The sequence below is a fragment of the Streptosporangium longisporum genome, from assembly GCF_039534895.1.
GTDB lineage: Bacteria > Actinomycetota > Actinomycetes > Streptosporangiales > Streptosporangiaceae > Streptosporangium > Streptosporangium longisporum.
Map to the genome: position 1 here is coordinate 538,002 of NZ_BAAAWD010000006.1, position 16,016 is coordinate 554,017.

General features: G+C 73.4%; 11 protein-coding genes. 8 read left to right on the top strand and 3 right to left on the bottom strand.

What is annotated here, in order from left to right:
- Nucleotides 1-13: 13 nt before the first annotated feature.
- The 3 genes from ABD832_RS06405 to ABD832_RS06415 form a co-directional block, all read right to left on the bottom strand.
- Nucleotides 14-1,462 carry a glutamate-cysteine ligase family protein gene (locus tag ABD832_RS06405; RefSeq protein ID WP_344889764.1) on the bottom strand — a complete coding sequence of 483 codons (1,449 nt, stop codon included), beginning with the start codon at nt 1,460-1,462 and terminating at the stop codon, nt 14-16.
- 234 nt (nt 1,463-1,696) lie between these two features.
- Nucleotides 1,697-2,335 carry a response regulator gene (locus ABD832_RS06410; RefSeq protein WP_344889767.1) on the bottom strand — a complete coding sequence of 213 codons (639 nt, stop codon included), beginning with the start codon at nt 2,333-2,335 and terminating at the stop codon, nt 1,697-1,699.
- 37 nt (nt 2,336-2,372) lie between these two features.
- A complete protein-coding gene (locus ABD832_RS06415; RefSeq protein ID WP_344889770.1) occupies nt 2,373-3,587 on the bottom strand; it encodes an ATP-binding protein in 1,215 nt (404 codons plus the stop codon).
- A 141-nt stretch (nt 3,588-3,728) separates the two neighbouring features.
- On the opposite strand from ABD832_RS06415, the gene ABD832_RS06420 reads away from it, so the two are divergent.
- The 8 genes from ABD832_RS06420 (at nt 3,729) to ABD832_RS06455 (ending at nt 15,525) form a co-directional block, all read left to right on the top strand.
- Complete coding sequence (locus ABD832_RS06420) at nt 3,729-5,588, top strand: PspC domain-containing protein (protein ID WP_344889772.1); 1,860 nt, start codon at nt 3,729-3,731, stop codon at nt 5,586-5,588.
- Between the two features lie 43 nt (nt 5,589-5,631).
- Complete coding sequence (locus ABD832_RS06425) at nt 5,632-5,802, top strand: hypothetical protein (RefSeq protein ID WP_344889775.1); 171 nt, start codon at nt 5,632-5,634, stop codon at nt 5,800-5,802.
- A 219-nt stretch (nt 5,803-6,021) separates the two neighbouring features.
- Nucleotides 6,022-6,579 (top strand): (2Fe-2S)-binding protein, encoded by a 558-nt coding sequence (locus ABD832_RS06430; RefSeq protein ID WP_344889777.1) that lies wholly within the window; start codon nt 6,022-6,024, stop codon nt 6,577-6,579.
- 35 nt (nt 6,580-6,614) lie between these two features.
- A complete protein-coding gene (locus tag ABD832_RS06435) occupies nt 6,615-9,170 on the top strand; it encodes a xanthine dehydrogenase family protein molybdopterin-binding subunit (RefSeq protein ID WP_344893357.1) in 2,556 nt (851 codons plus the stop codon).
- A complete protein-coding gene (locus ABD832_RS06440; RefSeq protein ID WP_344889780.1) occupies nt 9,167-10,051 on the top strand; it encodes an FAD binding domain-containing protein in 885 nt (294 codons plus the stop codon). Before ABD832_RS06435 ends, ABD832_RS06440 begins: the two co-directional genes overlap by 4 nt.
- A 293-nt stretch (nt 10,052-10,344) precedes the next feature.
- Nucleotides 10,345-11,817, top strand: a complete 1,473-nt coding sequence (locus tag ABD832_RS06445; protein WP_344889783.1) for an SRPBCC family protein — start codon at nt 10,345-10,347, stop codon at nt 11,815-11,817.
- A gap of 185 nt (nt 11,818-12,002) precedes the next feature.
- Nucleotides 12,003-12,503 carry an NUDIX domain-containing protein gene (locus ABD832_RS06450; RefSeq protein ID WP_344889785.1) on the top strand — a complete coding sequence of 167 codons (501 nt, stop codon included), beginning with the start codon at nt 12,003-12,005 and terminating at the stop codon, nt 12,501-12,503.
- Nucleotides 12,504-12,663: 160 nt separating this feature from the next.
- A complete protein-coding gene (locus ABD832_RS06455) occupies nt 12,664-15,525 on the top strand; it encodes a bifunctional glycosyltransferase/CDP-glycerol:glycerophosphate glycerophosphotransferase (protein ID WP_413224086.1) in 2,862 nt (953 codons plus the stop codon).
- Nucleotides 15,526-16,016 lie beyond the last annotated feature (491 nt).

A 16,016-nucleotide genomic window follows, 5' to 3' on the forward strand; every position in this document is an offset into this window, starting at 1 on the left:
AGGGCACGGCGTCTCAGGGGGACGGCCAGGTGTGGACGGGTTCGTTGGTGTGCATGTACTCGATGTAGCGCAGCGTCATCCGGCGCAGCGCCTCGTGCCTGTCGATGTCGCCGAACCCGTTCACGGCCGCGATCTGCCAGCTCGCCCCGGTCGTGCCGGTCAGGCAGCGCTGCTCGACGATCCCCAGCAACCGGTCCCTGGCCTCGGGGTTCACGCCCCACAGGTCGAGCCCCTCGTAGGCGAGCGGCAGCAGGCGGCGCAGGATCAGCTCGGAGGCGGTCACCTCGCCGAGGCCGGGCCAGTAGAGCCGGGCGTCCAGGCCGTGCCGGGCGGCGGCATGCAGGTTGTCCTCGGCCGCGGCGAACGACATGCGCGTCCAGATCGGGCGTTCGGCGTACGGCAGGACGCGCATGAGCCCGTAGTAGAACGCGGCGTTGGCGGCGACGTCCGCCACCGAGGGGCCGGCCGGCAGCACCCGGTTCTCCACCCGCAGGTGCGGGGTGCCGTCCACGACCGCGTAGACCGGCCGGTTCCACCGGTAGACGGTGCCGTTGTGCAGGGTCAGCTCGCCGAGCGAGGGAACGTTCCCCCGGGCCAGTTCCTCGCGCGGGTCCTCCTCGTCGCAGAGCGGCAGCAGCGCGGGGAAGTAGCGGGCGTTCTCCTCGAACAGGTCGAAGACCGAGGTGATCCACCGCTCGCCGAACCACACCCTGGGCCGTACGCCCTGGGCCTTCAGCTCCACCGGCCGGGTGTCGGTGGCCTGCTCGAACAGCGGGATCCGGGTCTCCTGCCAGAGCCTGCGGCCGAACAGGAACGGGGAGTTGGCCGCCATCGCCACCTGGGGTCCCGCGATCGCCTGTGCGGCGTTCCAGTTGGCGGCGAACGCCTCGGGGCTGACCTGGAGGTGCAGCTGGAGGCTGGTGCAGGCCGCCTCGGGGGTGATGCTGTCGGCGTAGGTCTCCAGGAACTCGTCGCCCTCGATCGACAGGTGCAGGTCCTCGCCCCTGGCGGCGAAGATCTGCTCGTTGAGCAGCTTGTAGCGGGGGTTGGCCGAGAGCGTGCCCTCGTGGACGTCCCGCTCGCGCAGGGTGGGCAGGATGCCGACCATGACCATGTGCCCGCCGACGGTGTTGGCCCGCTCCTCGGCGTGGTTGAGGCGATCCCTGATCACCTGTTCCAGCCGGGCCGCCCCGTCGCCCTCCAGGGACTCGGGCAGCACGTTGATCTCCACGTTGAACTGGCCCAGCTCGGTGGCCCAGTCGGGCTCCGCGATGGCCCGGAGCACCTCGGTGTTGCGCATGGTGGCCTCGCCGCGGTCGTCCACCAGGTTGAGTTCGATCTCCAGCCCCGCCTTGGGCTTGTCGAACTCGAACCTGGACTCGCGGAGCATCTGCGCGAAGACGTCGAGGCACCGGCGCACCTTGTCCCGGTAGCGCCGCCTGTCCTCGCGGCTGAACACCATCGCTGGTACATCACGTCCCATACTTCGCAGAGTCGCACATAAGGCACTGCTCGTACAGGAGATCGCGGCCGATTCGAGGGCAAGAATCCGGCACGGCCCCCGGGCGGTCCCCCCGGAGCCGAAGCCGGAGCCGCGGCCGAGGCCGGAGTAGAAACCGGGGCCGGTCCCGCGTTCCCGGAAGGCGTGGGGTCGGCCGGGGCGTCCCCCGTGGTCCTCCCGGGCACCCGGCCCGGGTCAGACCAGGCGCCGCGCCGTGGCCCAGCGGGACAGCTCGTGGCGGTTGGAGAGCTGGAGCTTGCGCAGCACGGACGAGACGTGGGTCTCCACGGTCTTGACCGAGATGAAGAGCTCCTTGGCGATCTCCTTGTAGGCGTACCCCCGGGCGATCAGGCGCAGCACCTCGCGTTCGCGCTGGGTCAGCGAGTCGAGCTCGGGGTCGATCGGCGGGGCCTCGCTGGAGGAGAACGCGTCCAGCACGAACCCGGCCAGCCTGGGCGAGAAGACCGCGTCCCCCTCGGCCACCCGGCGGATGGCGTCGGTGAGCTCGCGCCCGCTGATGTTCTTGGTCACGTACCCCCGGGCGCCGCCGCGGATCACGCCGATGACGTCCTCGGCCGCGTCGGAGACCGACAGGGCGAGGAAACGGACCGTGGAGCCGGAGCCCAGGACCTTGCGCAGCACCTCCTGCCCGCCGCCCCCGGGCATGTGCACGTCGAGCAGGACCACGTCCGGGCCGAGCTCGGCGATCGCCTTGACCGCGGACTCCACGTCCTCGGCCTCGCCGATCACCTCGATGGAGTCGCCCAGCTCGGCGCGGACGCCGGAGCGGAACAGCCGGTGGTCGTCGACGATCAGTACCTTCACCGTGCTCATCGCGTCCCCCGCAGCCGTGTCATGACTCGCCGCTCGTTCACGCCTTCTCCAGTTTCATGGTCAGCATCACTTCCGTACCCTCGCCGGGTTCGGTACGCACCCGGGCGCTGCCCCCGTGGCGTTCCATCCTGCCGATGATCGACTGGCGGATACCCATACGATCCTCGGGTACCTCGTCCATGTCGAACCCGGCCCCGCGGTCCCTGACGAAGACGGTGACCTCGTCCGGCTCCGTCTCGGCGTAGACGGAGACGACCTCGGCCCCGGAGTACTTGGCGGCGTTCACCATGGCCTGCCTGGCGGCCTGCATCATCGCGGACAGCTCGGGGGTCAGCGGGCCGTCGCCGACGCAGACGACCTCGATCGGCACTCCGTGGGCGTCCTCCTCCTCGGCCGCGACCCGCCGCACGGCCGCCGCCACCGAGGCGTCGGCGTCCTGCTGGGGCTGGTACAGCCAGTTGCGCAGCTCCCGCTCCTGGGCGCGGGCCAGCCGCATCACCTCGCGGGGGTCCTGGGCCCTGCGCTGGATCAACGTCAGCGTGTGCAGCACCGAGTCGTGCACGTGCGCGGCGACCTCGGCGCGCTCCTCCTGCCGGATGCGCTCGCGGCGCTCGCGCTGCAGCTCCTTCCACAGGGCGGCCAGCCAGGGGGTCGCGATCAGCGCGACGCCGCCCACCACCACCAGCGTGAACACGATGCCGGGACGCGCCTTGCCGAGCTCGTCGTTGGCCACCAGGAAGCCGATCGCGCCGACCACCACGAGCACCAGCCCGAGGAAGGTGCGGACCCGGTTCTGGCGGACCTGCCCCACCGTGTGGCTCATCCAGCGCTGCCGCCGGTCGGGGTCGGCCTGCTGCCACAGGATCAGCGAGCCGATGCCGCCCACGGCGAGCGGCCAGGCGCCGAGCCCGGCCCCCGAGGTCCCGGTGAGCCAGCTCAGCGCGACGAGCGCCAGCCCGATCGCGCCGTACGCGGCGATCTGGCTCCAGTCCCTGGCGGGCTCCCTGCCCTCGTGGGGTTCGCGCGAGGTGAACATCCACAGGGCGGCGTAGGCCACGGCACCGAAGCCGTCCACCACGGTGAGCAGCACGAAGGCCAGCCGCAGCACGACCGGGTCGAGCCGGAGCTGGGCGGCGGCCCCCTGGGCCACCCCGGCCACCAGCCGCCCCTGCACCGGCCTCACGAGGCGGGGAAGGGGCGCGTCCTTGGACGTCACGGGCGCCGTGTCGAGAAGTGTCTGTCGGTCAGCCATATCGTCAGCATCGTCACACGAACCAGCGTGCCACCGCATCAGGCGTTCCCCTGAAGCGACCCTGAGGGAAGGACCTGCTCTCCGGGGTCACTCAGGGGTCTCCCGGATGCGGCGGGGAGCCGGAAAGGCCACGATGAGAGCATGAAAGACACCGGCCGGGCCCAGGAGCACAGGAGCGGCGTGCCCGGCTCCGAGTCCGCCCTCCCCGAGGGGGAGCGGAACCTGGGGCGCAGCGATCAGGGGCGCATGCTCACCGGCGTCTGCGCCGGCCTGGGGCGGTACGCCGGAATCGACCCGGTGCTGTTCCGCGTCGGCTTCGCGGTGCTGGTCCTCGGCTCGGGGATCGGCATCATCCTCTACATCGCGGCCTTCCTGCTGATGCGCGAGACCGACGGCGGCCCCGGCCACCTGGAGCAGTGGACCCGGCGCGACTTCGACGGCGAGACGGTCCTGACCCTGCTGACCGGCGTCTTCGTCCTCGGCCTGGCGATCAACGTCTCCTCGGACGGCATCGGCACCGGGACGATCGTGGTCGGCACCGTCTTCGCCATCGCCCTGCTCGCCGCCCACGCCCGGGGGGTCGACCTGCTGGCCGTGGCCCGGTCGCTGCCCGACCGCCTGCGCCGCCGCGGGAGGACGCGTCCCGGCGACTCCTGGCAGGGAGCCTCCGACGGCCCCCGGCCGGTCGGGGAGCACGACCACGCCGCCCGCGCAGCCTGGGCCGGCGGGCACGCGGGACCGCCGGTGCCCGGGAACGCCAGGGACACCGGGAACGCCGGGGGCGGCGGGGACGTCCGGGACACCGGGACCGTCCCCGGGACCGTCCCCGGGAACGCCGCGCGGACCTCCGCGTTCACCTCCGCCCATGCCGCGGAGTCCGTCACCTCGCCCGTGGACGCCCCCGGCCCCGCGGACACCCCGGGTCCGTCGCGCGTCCCCGGCCCCACTCCCGGCCCTGACACTCCCGGCTTCGCGAGCACCCCCGGCTTCATGGACACTCCCGGCCCCGTGGACACTCCCGGCTTCGCGGACGCCCCCGGCTCCGCCCACGCTCCCGGTCCGGCGCACGCCTCCGGGAACGCCGCTCACCCCCCGGCCCGCGCCGTCGCCGGGCCGGGTGGTGAGCCGGCCTCGGAGCCGCCCGCCCCCGGCTCCCCGGGCGGGTACGCCCCGGGTCCCGCCGGGCCGTCCGGGGGGTTCCCCTCGGCCCCCTACCGCACCGCGTCGGCCCCGTACCGCACCGCGGGCTCGTCGTTCGACTCCTCGGGCGAGCCCTTCTCGCCGTACGGGCCCTACCAGCCCCTCGACCCCCGCAGGCGGGCACAGCTGCACGACCCCTACGACCTGTCCGGGTACGGCCAGGTGGCCCAGGCACCGCCCGTGCCCCGGCGGCCCAGGTCGTTCGTGGGGGTCGTCACCATCATCCTGGCCATGATCGTTGGAGGGATCACCGTGGCGATCCAGTCCACCTCGGGATCGGTCGACATGACCGTCGCCGGAGGCGCCGCGCTCGCCGTCATCGGCGCCGGCCTGCTGGTCGCCGCCTGGGTCGGCCGCGGAGCCGGGCTGGTCGTGATCGGCACCGTGCTGTCGATCGCCCTGGTCGGCGGGTCCCTGCTCGCCGGCATGCCCAAGAAGTTCGGCAACTACCGCTGGGAGCCCGTCGCCCTGTCGGAGGTGGCCCGCGGCTACGAGGTGGGCGTGGGCGAGGGCACCCTGGACCTGAGCGAGCTGGTGCTGCCACCGGGCTCGCGGACCGTCCTGGACGCGTCGGTCACGGTCGGGGAGATCAGCGTGGTCCTGCCGGCGACGGTCAGGGCCGAGGTGAACGGCTACACCAGGTTCGGCGACGTCAAGATCGACCACACCGTGGAGGGCGGTGCCGACATCCGGCACAGCAGGGTCCTGGAGCCGGAGGTGGACCCGGAGGAGGACGTGGCGACCATCGTGCTGAACATCAAGGCGGGCATCGGGGACGTGGAGGTGCGCCGTGCCGCATGATGCCGCACGTCCCGGGTCCCGAGAGCCCCGCGAGCGCCGGCGCGTGCACCGTACGGACTGGATGGCGCTGCTCAGCGGCATGCTGTTCGTCTCGGCCGGGGTCGTGTTCGTGAGCCGGCCGTCCGTCGAACCGCTGATCATGTTCACGATCCTGGTCGGCGGCCTCGGCCTGGCGGGCCTGGTCGCCATCCTGGCCAGGGTGATCCGGCGCTGACCGGGAGAGCCCGCTGCCGGCCGAGGGGTCCGATACCGGCCGAGGAGCCCGCCGGTGCCGGCCGACGGGCCCGGTACCGGTAGAGGGGCCCGATGCCGGTAGAGGGGCCCGGCACCGGCGTGGCGTGGCGCGGAGGGGTTGACCGACAACAGCAGGGGCGTACGTTCACTTTTGTCGGCTTTCACAGCTCCATGCCCACCGGGTGCACCGGGAGGACGTATGCCTCGAACATCCCTCACCGTCGACGGGGTCCGCTACGACGAGGAGGTCGAACCGCGTCTCCTCCTCGTCCACCTGCTGAGAGACCGGCTGGGCAGGACCGGTACGCCCGTCGGCTGCGACACCAGCAACTGCGGCGCCTGCACCGTGCTGCTCGACGGGGTGAGCGTGAAGAGCTGCTCCGTGCTGGCCGTACAGGCCGACGGGAGCGACGTCGTCACCGTCGAGGGCCTCGCGGAGGGCACCGAGTGGCACCCCATGCAGCGCGCCTTCCACGAGGAGCACGCCCTGCAGTGCGGGTACTGCACCCCGGGCATGATCATGGCCGCGATCGACCTGCTCAGGGACGACCCCGACCCGTCGGAGGAGGCCGTCCGCGCGGGTCTGGAGGGCAACCTGTGCCGGTGCACGGGCTACACCAACATCGTCCGGGCGGTACGGCGCGGCGCCCGGGAGATGTCACGGCCGGACGGGGAGCGGGAGACGGCCGGCCCGTCCGCCACGCCGGGGCCCGGGGCGGCCCGGCAGGAGACCGAAGGGCAGGTGCGGACGCCGTGACCGAGCAGCTCGACGCGGGCCTGGTCGCCGAGCGGATCGCCGAGAGCGACGCGCTCGGCACCCCGTCCGCGGCCCACGAGGTCGGCAGGGCACGCAGGCGCAAGGAGGACGCCCGGCTGGTCACCGGCCGCACCACCTGGACCGACAACATCCAGCTCCCCGGCATGATGTACGTGGCCTTCCTGCGCAGCCCGATGGCCCACGCCAGGATCACCCGGGTGGACACCTCGGCCGCGCGCGACAGGCCGGGCGTGGTCGCCGTCTACGACGGCCGGGATCTCGCCGACGAGCAGGGCAGCCTCCCGTGCGCCTGGCCGGTCAGCGAGGACGTCCTGATCCCCGACCACCCGCCCATGGCGGTCGACGAGGTCCGCTACGTCGGCGAGGCGGTGGCCTGCGTGGTCGCCACCGATCGCTACCGGGCGGCCGACGCCCTGGAGGCGATCGAGATCGACTACGAGCCGCTGGACGCGGTGCTCGACATGACCGAGGCGCTCACCGCGGGCAGCCCCAGGGTCCACGAGGGCGCGTCCGCCGGGAACCGGGCGTTCACCTGGAGGTTCTCCGGGGGTGACATCGAGGAGGCGTTCCGCGACGCCCCGGTGGTGATCGAGCGCACCTACGTGCAGCAGCGGCTCATCCCCACGGCCATGGAGCCCCGCGCGGTGGTGGCCACCACCGACGGCGACTCCTTCACGCTGTACTCGGCCACCCAGATCCCGCACGTGCTCCGCGTCATGCTCGCGCTGACCACCGGCATCCCCGAGCACAAGCTGAGGGTGGTCGCCCCGGACGTGGGCGGCGGCTTCGGCTCCAAGCTCCAGGTCACCGCCGAGGAGGTGCTCGCCCTGCTGCTGACCCGGCGGCTGGGCAGGCCGGTGAAGTGGACCGAGTCCCGCTCCGAGGGCAACCTGACCGCGCACCACGGCCGCGACCAGCTCCAGCGGATCCGCGTCGCCGCCGACCGGGACGGGCGGGTGCGGGGCGTCCAGGTGAACCTGCTGGCCGACATGGGCGCCTACCTGATGCTGATCACGCCGGGCGTGCCGCTGCTCGGCGCGTTCATGTACAACGGCATCTACAAGATGGACGCCTACGACTTCACCTGCACCGGCGTCTTCACCACCAAGGTTCCGACCGACGCCTACCGGGGCGCGGGGCGGCCGGAGGCGACGTTCGCGATCGAGCGCGCGATGGAGGAGCTCGCCCACGAGCTGGGCATGGACCCCGTCGAGCTGCGCCGCCGCAACTGGATCACCCACGAGGAGTTCCCGTACACCACGATCTGCGGGCTCACCTACGACTCGGGCAACTACGAGGCCGCGACCGAGCGGGCCCTGGCCCTGCTCGGGTACGACAAGCTCAGGGCCGAGCAGGCCGACCGCCGCGACCGGCGTGATCCGGTGCAGCTCGGCATCGGCGTCTCCACGTTCACCGAGATGTGCGGGCTGGCCCCCTCCCGGGTGCTGGGCAGCCTCAGCTACGGCGCGGGCGGCTGGGAGCACGCCTCGGTGAGGATGCTCCCCACCGGCAAGGTCGAGGTCGTCACCGGCTCCTCACCGCACGGGCAGGGGCACGAGACCGCGTGGAGCCAGATCGTCGCCGACGCGCTGGGCGTGCCGTTCGAGGACGTCTCGGTGCTGCACGGCGACACGGCCGTCTCCCACAAGGGCATGGACACCTACGGCTCCCGCTCCCTGGTCGTGGGCGGCGTCGCCGTGCTGGCCGCCTGCGAGAAGGTCAAGGAACGGGCCAGGATCCTCGCCGCGCACATGCTGGAGGCGTCCGCCGACGACGTCGAGTTCGCCGACGGCACGTTCACGGTCCGCGGCACCGGGGTGGGGAAGACCATCCAGGAGCTGGCACTGGCGACCTTCGCCGCGCACGACCTGCCCGACGGGTTCGAACCCGCGCTGGACGCCGACGCGACCTTCGACCCGGACAACTTCTCCTTCCCGCACGGCACCCACCTGTGCGCGGCCGAGGTGGACACCGAGACGGGCGCGGTGCGGATCCGGGCCTACGTGGCCGTCGACGACGTGGGATCGGTGGTGAACCCGCTGATCGTCGAGGGGCAGGTGCACGGCGGCATCGCCCAGGGCGTCGCCCAGGCGTTGTTCGAGGAGGCCGTCCACGACGCCGAGGGCAACCTGCTCACCGCGACCATGGCCGACTACCTCATCCCGGCCGCGTCCGACCTCCCGGCCTTCGTCACCGACCGTACGGAGACCCCGTCGACGACCAACCCGCTGGGCGTCAAGGGCGTCGGCGAGGCCGGGACGATCGCCTCCACACCCGCGGTCGTCAACGCGGTCGTCGACGCGCTGCGCCCCTTCGGGGTGAACGACGTGCGGATGCCCTGCACCCCCGAGCGCGTCTGGCGCGCCGTCACCGAGGCGGGCACCCCGGCGGACGGCCCCCCGGTCTCCGGAGCTCCTGCCACCGGTTCCTCTGCGGCCGGATCCTCTGCGGCCGGGTCCCCGGACACCGGGTCCCCGGACACCGGGTCCCCGGACACCGGGTCCCCGGACACCGGGTCCTCGACGACCGGGACCGGGGCGGGGACCGGCTCCGAGGGAGGCGACCGATGATCCCCGCGTCGTTCGACTACGTCAGGCCCGAGTCGCTGGAGGAGGCCTGCCGGGTGCTCGGCGAGGCCGCGGACTCCGGCGACGACGTCAAGGTGCTGGCCGGGGGGCAGTCGCTGCTGCCGCTGCTGCGGCTCCGGCTGGCCTACCCGTCCACGCTGGTGGACCTCGGGCGCCTGCCCGGGCTGCGCGGCATCGACGACCGCGGCGACCACGTGTTCGTCGGCGCGCTCACCACCCACGACGAGGTGCTGCGCTCCGCCGTGATCAGGGACCGCGCCCCGCTGCTCGCGCTGGCCACGGCCACGGTCGCCGATCCCGCCGTACGGCACCGTGGCACGCTGGGCGGCTCCCTGGCCCACGCCGACCCCGCCGGGGACCTGCCCGCGGTGGCGCTGGCGCTCGGCTGCGTCCTCGTCGCCCGCTCCGGCGACGGCGAGCGGGAGATCCCCGCGGCCGACTTCTTCGTCGACTACCTGGAGACCGCGCTCGGTCCCGGCGAGGTGCTGACCGGCGTCAAGGTGCCCGTCCTGGGCCCGGGGTGGGGGTTCCACTACGAGAAGTTCCACCGGACCGCCCAGGCGTGGGCGATCGTCGGCGTCGCCGCGGCCGTGCGGCGGGGTGACGGGATCGTCGAGGAGGCCCGGATCGGGCTGACCAACATGGGCTCCGTCCCGGTGCGGGCCGGGGCCGTGGAGGAGACGCTGCGCGGGGTGGATCTCGCCTCCCCCGGCTCCGACGGCACGGCCGATCCGATCGCACAGGCGTGCGCGCGGGCGGACGAGGGCACCTCGCCCTCGTCCGACCTGCACGCCAGGCCCGACTACCGCCGCCATCTGGCCCGGGTGCTGACCCGGCGGGCGGTCAGGAGCGCGATCGGCTGAGCCCCGTTCGACGCGGGGCCGGGGTGATCGGGTCCCGGCCGGATCGGGGACGGCCTCCCGATCCGGCCGGGATCACCGGGCGCCGAGGCATCGTCCACGCCCAGATGGGCAGTACCAGGGATACGGACACCGACCGGCTGGGACCGTTACGAGCCATTGTGGTCCGATATAGAGGCATAAATATAACTATGGGTTGCGTTGGGTCCCTCGACCGCTTCCGCAGCGGTGTACTGGAATACGACCCCGTGTAGTCGTAATGTCGCAGCAGCGACCGATCGACAAGGAGCGGATCGATGGCGATGCGATTCGAGCACGAGTTCACGGTCCCGGTGCCGGTCGAGCAGGCCTGGCCGGTGCTGCTCGACGTCGAGCGCGTCGCGCCCTGCCTGCCCGGCGCCACCGTCGACAAGGTCGAGGGGGACTCCTTCACCGGCAAGCTGAAGGTGAAGGTCGGGCCGATCACGGTCACCTACCAGGGACGTGCCTCCTACGAGAAGGTGGACGAGGACGCCCGCTCCATGACCCTGGAGGCCTCCGGCAAGGAGGCCAGGGGTTCGGGCACCGCCGGTGCCACGGTCGTCGCCCGGCTGCACCCCGAGGGCCGCACCACCCGCGTCACCGTCGAGACCTCCTTCACCGTGACCGGCCGCCCGGCCCAGTTCGGCCGGGGCGTGATGGCCGAGGTCGGCGGGAAGCTGATCGACAGGTTCGCGGCCAACCTCTCCCGGCTGCTGGGCGAGAGCCCCGGCGTGGAGACCGCCGCCGAGACCACGCCCGACACGGGCGGCGTGGGCGGCTGGAGCGCTCCTTCGGCACCGGAGGCGGTGCCCGCCGAGCAGTCCGGCGAGACGCCGGCGACCCCGGGCGGCGCGAAGGGATCGAAGGGTTCCAAGGGCCCGAAGCGCCCCAAGGGTCCGGACGGCGCGGCGGACGCGAGGACGGCCGCCCCCGGCCCGGCGGGCGCGACGGCCCCGGCCCCCGGGACCCCCACTCCCGAGTCCCCCGCCGCCGAGGCCCTTGCCGCGGAGACGCTCGCCACGGAGACCTCGGGCCGACAGGACCCGCCCACGGGCTTCCCCGGCCCCGCGGGCGCCACCGCCCCCGCGGCTCCCGCCACGGAGAGCACCACCGGCCCGGGCACCGCGGGTGCCACGCCCCCTGCCCCGGACGACACCGGCACCGCGGACTCCGGCACGGCGGGCTCCGGCACCGCGGGCTCCGGCACGGGTGGTACGAGCACGAGTGGTGGTGGCACGGACGGTCAGAACCCGTCCGAGACGGGCACGGCCGGTGCGGGTACGGCCGGTGCGGGTACGGCCGGTGCGGGTACGGCCGGTGCGGGTACGGCCGGTGCGGGTACGGCCGGTGCGGGCACGGCCGGTGCGGGCACGGCCGGTGCGGGCACGGCCGGTGCGGGTGCCGCCGCCTCCGGGCTGGGCGGCCCGGACGGCCCGGAGGGGATGAGCCCTCCGGCGGCCGTCCCCGCCACTCCCGCCGCTCCCGCCGCTTCCGGGCCGGGTGGGACCGGGAGGCACCTCAGCGCGGTGCCGACCCCTCCCGACGTGGTCCTCGGCGAGGAGGCCGACACACGCCGGAGCCACCCCGCCGGTACCTCGCGCACCTCGCTCAGCCCCGACGAGGAGGCCCTGAACCTCCTGGAGGTGGCGGGCCTGCCGCTGCTCAAGCGCGTCGCCCCGGTGGTCGCCGCCCTCGCGCTCCTCGTCCTGGTCGCCTGGCTGATCCGCCGGGCCCTGAACCGGCGCTGAGCCGCCCCTGAACCGGCGACCGGACGCATGACGCTCCGCTTTCCACGGCCCGCTCCCCGCCCGGGGACCGCACAGAGCGGAGCCGCCCAGCCCGAAGCCCGCCCGAGGTCCCCCAGGGCTGCGGGAAGCCCGTTGGCGGCAGGAGTGCGCCCGGGTTCTCGGCGTCCTCCGTTACGGTCGGCCCCATGAGCGTCGAAGACTACTTCCGCGATCTCGCCCGCCATCCCTCGGCGGCCGCGTTGTTCATCACGGACGAGGCCGACCGGGTCCTTCTCGTCCGGCCGACGTACAAGGAGGGGTGGGAGTTCCCCGGCGGGACGGTCGAGGAGGGGGAGACGCCGTGGGAGGCGGCCACGAGGGAGGCCGTCGAGGAGCTCGGGCTGACGCTCCCGCTCCCCGTCCCGGTGCTGTTGTGCGCGGACTGGATGCGTCCTCGCGCGGGGCGGCCCGGCGGGTTCCGGGTGCTCTTCGACGGCGGGGTCCTGGACGAGCGGGGGCGGGCGGCGATCCGGCTGCCTCCGGAGGAGCTCAGCGAGTGGCGGATGGTGGACGCGGCGGACGCGGACGCCTTCCTGCCCCCGGCGCGGGCGCACCGGTTGCGGGCCTGCCTGTCGGCCCGCCGCACGGGACGGACCGCGTACCTCCAGGACGGCGTCCCGCTCACGGGGAGCGGCCCGTACGGCTGAGACCGGACCCGCACGGCCCGGGAAGGGGGACGAGCGACCGTCTCACCCCTTGTAAATTCACACAACATCAAAAACAGCGTCATTACTGCACAAGAGGGACAAGTAACCGCTTTTCTCGGGAATACCTCAGAATGTGATCAATATCCCTGAATGCAGCGTTGTGGTCATCACCTACAACGACGCCACCCGGCTGCCCAGGGCCGTACGATCCGTGCTCCGGCAGTCGCTGCGCGGCGTCGAGGTGATCATCGTCGACGACGCGAGCACCGACGGCACCGAACCCGTCGCCCGCGCGTTGCAGCGCGAGGACCCCCGGGTCCGCTACCTGCGCACCGAGGTCAACAGCGGGGGCTGCGGCACCCCGCGCAACAGGGGCGTGGCCTCCGCGCGGGCACCGTACGTGATGTTCCTCGACAGCGACGACGAGCTGACCAGGCACGCCTGCAAGAGCCTGCTGCTGGAGATCGAGCGGACCGGCGCCGACTTCGTCACCGGGCAGATCTCCCGGCTGTACGAGCGGACCGGCAAGACCGCCCGCTACTACCCGGCCCTGTTCGCGCGGCGCAGGACCGTCGAGGGGATCGCCCAGGAGCCGGAGATGTTCCTGGACTCCTTCAGCACCAACAAGCTCTACCGGGCCGAGCTGCTGCGCCGGGTGCCGTTCCCGGAGGACATCCACTACGAGGACCACGTCTTCAGCACCGCCCTGTACTGCGCGGCGCGGCGGTTCGCCGTGGTCCCCTGGGTGGTCTACCTGTGGCACCGGGCCGCGGCCGGTGGCGAGACGCGGCCGTCGATCTCGCTCAGCCTGACCGAGATGGCCAACGTCCGCTCCAGGATCCAGGCCGCCAGGATGAGCGACGACATCCTGCGCGAGAACGGCCTCGGCCATCTGGTGCACGAGCGCCAGCGCCGCTTCGTCCGCCAGGACCTGCGGGTCTACCTCAACCCGCTGCCCGCCCGCGACCTGGCGTGGATCGCCGAGTTCGTCTCGGTGGTCCGCCCCTACCTGGCCGAGCTCGACCCGGTGGTGTTCGAGACCGTGGACCCGCTCATGCGGGTCTGCTGCAGCTTCATCACCGACGGCCGGCCCGACGAGCTGCTGATCGCCGCCCGGTCGCTGAACGGGCCCAAGGCCCCGCCGCGCGCCGCCCTGCGACGGGACGGGCACACCTACTGGGGCACGGCGGCGGACCCCAGGCGGGAGATCACCCCGCTGCGGATGGCCGAGCTGCCCTACACCGCCTCCCGGCTGCGTCACGAGGCGGTCGTCACCGGCGAGGGCACGACGCTCAGGCTGTCGATCAGGACCTACGACCCGTTCGGCGTCCTGGAGGCCACCCCCGGCTGGACCGCGTTCCTGCGGTTCCGGGACCACCGGGTGCCGCTGCGACCGCGCGCGCAGCCCGGCGGCGAGTACCTGGGCGAGGCGACGGTCGACCTCGCCGGGATCAGGCACGGCCGCCTGGGGTTCGACGGCCGTTACGACCCGGTGGTCGAGATCGTCCGTCCCGACGGGAGGACCACCTCCGACCGGCTGCTCGTCGACCCGGCCGCCGCGCCGTTCACGGCCGCGGTCCCCCACCACGACGTGACCGTCCGGGCCGAGGGATCCGCGGCGTTCCTGCGGGTGGTCTGGCGGCGCCGTGGCCCGCTGCGGCGGCTCCCGAAGCTGCGGCGGGCCGGCGTCCGGCTGCTGCGCAGGATCGGCGCGCCCGAGGTGAAGCTCCGGGTCTACAAGGGGCTGATCTCGGTGCTGCCGCCCCGCAGGGACCTGGTCCTGTTCGAGTCCGACGTCGGCGCCGGCTACACCGGCAACCCCCGCTACGTGTACGAGGAGCTCAGGCGGCGGGGCACGCCGCTGAGGACGGTCTGGTCGGTGTCCCGGAACCGGCGGAACTTCCCGCCCGGCACCCGGCTGGTGCGCCGGATGAGCTGGCGCCACGTCTGGACCATGGCCAGGGCCGGCTACTGGGTGGACAGCCACGGCATGCCGCTGGCCTACCCCAAGCCGTCCGGCACCCGCTACCTGCAGACCTGGCACGGGCAGGGCATCAAGTCGGTCGGCTTCGACGCGCCCGACCTGCGCGCCGACTTCGACGCGCCCAGGGCGGCCTGGCGGGCGGCGGTGGAGCGCTGGGACGCGCTGGTGGCGCCCAGCGCCGAGTTCGAGCGGGTCTTCGTGCCCTCCAACGGCTACCGGGGGCCGCTGCTGCGCCACGGCTCGCCCCGGTGCGACGTGCTCGTGCGCGGCGACCCGGAGGCGGCCCGGCGGGCGCGGGAACGGCTGGAGATCCCGCCCGGCTCCCGGGTGCTGCTGTACGCCCCCACCTACCGCGACCGGGCCAGGGGGTCGGGCCGGTCCGTCAGGGCGGACCTGACGGCGATGGCCGAGGCCCTGTCCGGCGAGTGGACGATGGTCCTGCGGACCCACCCGGTCGAGCGGTTCCGGGTGCCCGAGCACCTGCGTCACTTCGTCCGCCCGGCCGGGTCGTACCCGGAGGTCAACGACCTGATGCTGCTCTCGGACGCGTTGCTGACCGACTACTCGTCGCTGATGTGCGACTACGCGGTCACCGGGCGGCCGATGCTGTTCCTGATCGACGACTGGGACGAGTACCGCCACCTGGAGCGCGGCGTCTACCACGACCTGCCGGCCATCGCCCCCGGCCCCTGCCTGACCACGACCGGGGAGCTGATCGAGGCGCTGCGGGACCTGGAGGGCGTGACCGCGTCGTTCGCCCCCAGGTACCGGGCGTTCCGCGAGCTGTGGTGCGCCGAGGAGAGGGGGCACGCCTCGGCGAGGGTGGTGGACGACTTCTTCGGCCCCTCCCCGGAGCGCGTCCCCGGACCGGCCGTCCGGTCCGTACCGGAGCGCGTCGGCGAGCCGGTCCTCGTGCCGGGCGTGCCGGACGGGCGCGCGCGGGACCGCGCGGGTGCGGACGGCCGGACGGACGGCCGGGCGCGCCGGGCCGGGTGGCGGTCGCCGATCCGGCTCCCGATCCCGGGGTGGTTCCGGTGAGCCGCCACGACCGGGAGGCGGTCGTGTTCGCCTGCCTGGACGCCGACACCCTGGGCGGCGTGCAGCGGGTCACCCACACCGTGGCGCAGGGGCTGGCCGAGCGGGGCCGCGAGGTGCACGTGATCGGGCTGCACCGGGCCGAGAGCCCGTTCCGGTACGTGGAACACCCGCGCTACACCACCCACGTGATCCACCGGACGCCGGTGGGCAGGCTCTCGCGGACGGGCAGCAGGCGCGAGCGCAGGACGCTGGAGCGGCTGCTGCGCGACGTGGGGCCGGGGTTCGCGGTGCTCGCCTCGCCCAGCGTGGTCACCCGGATCCGGCGGCTGCTGCCCGAGCGGCTGCTGCCGATCGGGCAGTACCACGGCTCCTACGAGCACGCCCGGGGGTCGTGGCACCTGCGCTCGGTCCGCGGCCACTACGGCTCCCTGGAGAAGGCGGTCTTCCTCAGCGAGGAGGACGCCTGGCTTTTTTCCGAGCACGCGCTGCTG

What these genes read in the sequence shown, in the direction of transcription:
- ABD832_RS06405 (WP_344889764.1), bottom strand. Translation starts at nt 1,462, where the DNA reads ATGGTGTTCAGCCGCGAGGACAGGCGGCGCTACCGGGACAAGGTGCGC.
- ABD832_RS06410 (WP_344889767.1), bottom strand. Translation starts at nt 2,335, where the DNA reads ATGAGCACGGTGAAGGTACTGATCGTCGACGACCACCGGCTGTTCCGC.
- ABD832_RS06415 (WP_344889770.1), bottom strand. Translation starts at nt 3,587, where the DNA reads ATGGCTGACCGACAGACACTTCTCGACACGGCGCCCGTGACGTCCAAG.
- ABD832_RS06420 (WP_344889772.1), top strand. Translation starts at nt 3,729, where the DNA reads ATGAAAGACACCGGCCGGGCCCAGGAGCACAGGAGCGGCGTGCCCGGC.
- ABD832_RS06430 (WP_344889777.1), top strand. Translation starts at nt 6,022, where the DNA reads ATGCCTCGAACATCCCTCACCGTCGACGGGGTCCGCTACGACGAGGAG.
- ABD832_RS06440 (WP_344889780.1), top strand. Translation starts at nt 9,167, where the DNA reads ATGATCCCCGCGTCGTTCGACTACGTCAGGCCCGAGTCGCTGGAGGAG.
- ABD832_RS06445 (WP_344889783.1), top strand. Translation starts at nt 10,345, where the DNA reads ATGGCGATGCGATTCGAGCACGAGTTCACGGTCCCGGTGCCGGTCGAG.
- ABD832_RS06450 (WP_344889785.1), top strand. Translation starts at nt 12,003, where the DNA reads ATGAGCGTCGAAGACTACTTCCGCGATCTCGCCCGCCATCCCTCGGCG.